This is a genomic window from Microcoleus sp. OTE_8_concoct_300 (assembly GCF_031383065.1).
In the GTDB taxonomy this organism is placed as follows: domain Bacteria; phylum Cyanobacteriota; class Cyanobacteriia; order Cyanobacteriales; family Microcoleaceae; genus Microcoleus.
This window is the reverse complement of record NZ_JANMZH010000592.1, coordinates 1-5331: the sequence shown is the minus strand read 5'-3', so window position 1 is coordinate 5331 and position 5331 is coordinate 1. Positions and strand designations below refer to the sequence as shown.

Sequence of the window (5331 nt, the reverse complement as noted above, 5' to 3'; positions counted from 1 at the left end):
ATAAGGTATCTTCGCACAAGTCTAAAAACTGCACCTCAGGCTTGAGAAAATTACTGTCTCGCGGGCCGAGGGCTTGAGTTAGTTGATAGGCGTCGGGACGGGCATAAGCAGTTTCCGGGTCAACCCCGCGCTTAATTTCGCGCTGCCCGACTTCGTGGTCTGAGGTGATTTTTTCTAGGGCCTGTCCCTTTCTCAGTCGGTAGAGGCGGCTGTCGCCGACGTGGGCAACGGCGAATTGGGTGTCTTGAACTAAGACTGCGACTAGAGTTGTACCCATGCGGGCGCTGCCGGAGCGTCCGTCTTTTTGATTGATTTCAAAGATGGCTTTGTTGGCTAGCAGCACTCCCTCGCGGATGGTGTCTGCTGGAGGTAGTTGATTTTCCCAACTGGTTTGAAAGAATTCTCTGAGGGTTTCAGCGGCTAGTTGACTGGCTACTTCTCCGCTGTCGTGTCCGCCCATGCCGTCGCAGAGAATGTAAAGCCCTTTGGTTTGAAAGATGCGACCGAAGGAGCTTTCGAGTTTGTTGAGCTGAGTCCAGATGCTGAAGAAGTCTTCGTTGTGGTCGCGCGTCGGACCAGTATCGCTGAGGCCTGCGTCTTCTAAGCTGTAAATCTGGAGTGGCATGGGCTGGGTTAAGACCTCGCCAACGTCGGGGGGGGACTCGTCGGGGCTGCGGTAATGCTCGCGCGTCGGGGTTGAGCTTGGTGAAGGTGCGGGTTGGAGTTCGAGGGGAACTGTTTCTAGGCGCGATCGCAATTCTTCGATTGTGTTAATCTCGCCTCTATACATTTGTTGCAGCAGTTCGAGCAATGCGCCACACTCAGTGCGCGAGGACTGGCTAAATATCACCTGCCACAGTTGCCCCAAATCTACGAGTTGCAGGTTTGAGCCGACGGGTTCGGGATAGAGGTATTGCAGCCGCAAAGAGGCCAAGGAAAAGGAAGAGTCGGGGTTGACTCGCAAATTTGTCAGTTCCAACAAGCTTTGCCGACAGTGCCAGGGTTCTAGGGCAGCCCACAGTTCTGTCATTTCGTGCAGCCAGTATAAAATTTGCTGGGTGGAAGTTTGGGGTTGATTCCACCGTTCTAGCAGCAGCGACCATTGGGAGCCGTCTTCTAGCAGCAGCACTGCCTGTTCGCTGTCTGACCAGCTATCGTGAATGACTGGCAGGTTTTGAGAGTATTGCCACCGCAGTGCCAGATAAGGTTCAGCTATGCCTTGACAAAGCTTTGCTAAGGCGGAATGGATCGAATTTTCTTCGGGTTTGATGGCGGCGGTGTAGGGGGAGGTTCGTTTGGCGACGCTGGCAGAGTTGGCTGCTAGCATTGCTTTGAGGGGTGACATTTGCAGCGGCTGACAGTCCAATACTCTTACTGCTACTGTGTCTGAGGGTTTTCTCGGCGGCACGGTTTCTAGGAGTTGGTAGCGCTGCTGGGTGTCTAAATAAGCTCCTGCTGGCTGGGAAGGGATTAAATATTCTGAATTGGGGACGGGGAATTGTGGAGTTTGGGGGGAGATGTCAGCTATGTTTGGGCTGTCGGGGTTCTCTGTTGCTTCGTGGATTTGTTTAGGCTGTGGTGCGGTTGTAAAATTGTGCTCAGATGGGGTTATTTGGCGCTCTGGTGCTGTAGTAGAGCTTTTTTCTGTTGTTTGAAAGGATGCTGGTGCGATCGCCCCCACGGCTACTACAGCGTCATTTTCTGCGCTGCTGAATTCGCCGTCGCGAAGCTGTGGAGAAGTTGGTTCGACTGCTGTTGGGGGTTCGGCTGGGGTGGTTATTTCTGTTTTAATGGTGTCTGTGATTGGTTCAGGAGAGTTTTGGGGCGATGCGGTTTCTGGAACTATGTCTGGTTTTTGCCCAAACTCGCCTGGGGGTATGGTTGACTCCTGTGGCTCGACTGCTGGAAAATTCGATCGACCGCAGATAATGGCCCGCCATACTTGACCTGTTGCGACGCCACAATTCTGACATTCTTTGGCGCTAAAAGCGACTTGGGTCCCGCATTCGTGGCAAGGTTTGTAAATTAGGGAATTTCCGCATTGTTGACAAAACTTGTTTGGATCGGGATTTTCAAATTGGCAGCGGGGACAGAGGAGCATAGGGGTTTTAAATTGGAGATTGGCGATCGAGTTTGGCGGTGGGGAGTTTTGGGTTTTGGGCTGTGAGTTAGGAGTTATGAGTTTTGGGCCTGACTCGCAACGGATAACTTTCATTGCCCTATGCCTTATTTTATCGGGATGAATTCAGAACTAAGATATTTCTTACAACTGAGATGTTGCCTCCGTGTCAGGAATAGGCCTGTTAAGCCAGCGCCACAAGAATCTATCTGGCTTCACAGGCCAAAAAGCCCGTCCCACCGGCGCTTTCCGAGTGCGGCCCCGACAAGAAAAGTTATCTGATCGGTGGAACTGTGATCCTGCCTATGCTTAACAATGGTGCTAGATATCAGTTAGAACTGAGATGTTGCACTATTCTCAATAAGCTTTGTATGAACAGGCAAGATGCCTGTTCCACAAGAAAATTCATTCTTTGTGGAACAGGCATCTTGCCTGTTCCTGAGAATGGTGCAAGATATCAGTTAGAAGGGATTTTCTGTGGAATCTTCTTGGAAAACGGTCTCTCGGGCGATCGATTGAATTGTTGAGAGGGGTACTTCACAGAAATATTTCCGGCGGAATTGTTCTTCGGAGACTGCTGCTAAAAATTGCGCTGCAAAACGGGCGGCGATGGGGGAATTTGGCACGGAGAATTGGATGGATTGGCTATCTAATAACGGTTGGGGGATTTGCTTTGGCGCGTCTTCTTGTTGTGCGGTTTCGGGTTGTCTGGTGATGTGGAAAGCTCGATCGCGATAATTGATTTTGAAACCGAGATATGTTAGGGTTTTGAACCCGAGTTGCAGGGATGTGTCGCTGATGCCGAGTTTTTGGCTTAGTTGCTGTCTGGTGACGGGTTTTTTGGTACGGCTGAGGTATTTGGCGATGCCGATTAGTTGTTGGCAGATTTGCTGTGGGGCTACGGGTGGGGGTAAGGTATAGGCGATCGCGAGTTTTTTCTGAGTGTGCTGTGCTTGCCGAAACCAGATCCGCAGTTCGTCCCAGCTTGCGGGGCATTGTTTGAGGACGATCGAGTTTTGTCGATCGACCTTTTGGGAATTGTAAACTAGATTGTCGATCGGCATTAGAGATTCTAAGTTTGTGCTGGCTGCTAACAACTCTTCATCATTATTTCTATTGCGCCAGTCTACGATCCAATCTATTTTAGTGGGCGCATTGATTTGGTTTTCTTCCGTGCGTTCTTGCACTGCTACGAGGCGCACTTCATACCGCGATTTGTAAGTATTAAAATCGAGTTCAACGGTGACATCGCAGCGACCTTGGGGAACTTCGTTTTGATTGTGTCCCCACCAAATGCCGGGAAATCCCGTATCGCTAGATTCGTCCCTAATTGTAAATTCTGTTTTGATATATTCTACTTTTTGCCCTTTCAAATCCTTGATTTTTTGATTCCAGAGATTGTCAAACCAGCAGTTTTCAATCAGCAATTTTGGTGTGGGGTTGCCCATACCGCACGGTTCGAGCAATTTTAGTTCTTGAAATAAGTCCTTGCCTAATTCCGACACAGTAATTTTTAGGTCAGCTTGAACGGGGGCGGCTGTTAAACTATCTGTACTGTATTGTTGCCGCAGTTGCTGATTGACCGCATCGGTAAATAGGGGGATATTTTCAACGGGGAGACTTAATCCGGCAGCGAAGGGATGACCGCCAAATCTGTGCAATAAATGCGCTTGGCCTTTGACTAATTGGTAAAGGTCGATTTGATTGGCGGAACGCGCCGAACCCCTGGCAATTTTGCATGGAGAAAGTGTTTGTGATTGTGGATCTAAGAAAGAGGTAAATTGCGTTTCCGGGGAATTTTCGTTAATTTCTTCGCTTCCTTCTGTGCTGAATAAAATCACGGGACGACCGTATTCTTGGGCGATTTGTCCCGCTACTAATCCTAATACTCCTACCGGCCATTGGGGGTCGCTGAGGACGATGACGCTAGTAGTTGAGAGGTCGAGTTTGGCTAATTTGTGGGCGGCATCTTTGGCAACATCTTTTTGTAAAGATTTGCGCCGGGAGTTGGCAATTTCGGTTAAATTTGCTAGTTCTTCGCAGCGTTTTTTGTCGCGGCTGGTGAGGAGTTCTACGCAGAAGCTGGCGTCACCTTGAATGCGGCTGACGGCGTTGATTCGGGGGCCGAGCCCGAAGGAAATGTCGGTTGGGCGATCGCCCGATCTTTTGCACAGTTCGAGCAATTTTGCAACTCCTGGGCGGGTGGGATTTGCGATTTGTTTTTGCAGTTGCTGGATGCCGATTTGTGCTAGGTAGCGACTGTCTCCTGTAAGTTGGACTAAATCGGCAATTAAGCCGATCGCTACTAATTCTAATAAATCTGTGAGCGGGCGCTGCGGAATATCCGGTAATGTGTCATACAATGCTTCAACTAATTTGTAAGCTACTCCCACTCCTGAAAGGTTAAATAGTTGGTGGTTTGGGGGAAAGTAGCGGGGATTGATAATGGCTGTAGCTGGCGGGCGCTTGTCAGGTAATGTATGATGGTCGGTAATAATTGTATCGATGTTTAAGCTAGTAGCATATTCGATTTCGGCGATGTTTGTACTTCCGGTATCGCAGGTAATAATTAAGCTAATTCCCGATTTTGCTAAGGCGTCTATTCCCGGGATATTGAGTCCGTGAGATTCGGTTAAGCGGTTAGGGATGTAATAAGTTAGTTGGTCATTTTGAGCAAAAAATTCTCCCAGTCCGTCCCAAAGTACCGAGGTTGAGGTAATGCCGTCGGCGTCGAAGTCTCCCCAAATTGCGACTTTTTCTGCGCTGTTTCGTGCTTGCTGGATTCTTTCTATCGCCCAGTTCATTTCTAGTCCGAATTCAAAGGGACTTGCTGGCTGGTAAAGTTGGGGATTTAAGAAACCGGGTATTTGTTCGGGGTTTTGAATTCCTCTATACCACAGAAGTGCGGCGGCATAGTTTCCGGGGAGTTCTGGTGCATGGTTTCTGACAGCTTCTATCAGCCAAGCAGGGGGTTGGGGTAAGAGTTGATTTTGCCAGTTTTGAGGTATTTCTGTCATTCGATTTTAGATTTTAGATTTTAGATTTTAGATTTTGACCACAGATGAATCCAGGGACTTGTTTGTATGTTAAAAACTTAAGCGAGTAACTGGTTCCCCGGCTCTGCCTGGGAACCCATTTGCAGAGGCTCTGCCTCGCTTAATATCGGGAAAATTGGAGGCAGAGCCTCCGTATAGGCGTTACCAGGCAGAGCC

Annotated in this window: 2 protein-coding genes; both read right to left on the bottom strand. The window is 49.1% G+C overall.

The annotated features are described in order from the left end of the window. Positions 1–2215, bottom strand: a 2215-nt coding sequence (locus ACUVJL_RS27450; RefSeq protein ID WP_445248739.1) for a serine/threonine phosphatase, incomplete at its 3' end; no start/stop codon positions are given. 365 nt (positions 2216–2580) lie between these two features. Then, positions 2581–5136 carry a DHH family phosphoesterase gene (locus ACUVJL_RS27445; protein WP_445248738.1) on the bottom strand — a complete coding sequence of 852 codons (2556 nt, stop codon included), beginning with the start codon at positions 5134–5136 and terminating at the stop codon, positions 2581–2583. Between the last annotated feature and the right edge of the window lie 195 nt (positions 5137–5331).

Excerpts from the sequence above, each read along its gene's own strand:
- ACUVJL_RS27445 (WP_445248738.1), bottom strand. The coding sequence starts at position 5,136 with ATGACAGAAATACCTCAAAACTGGCAAAATCAACTCTTACCCCAACCC.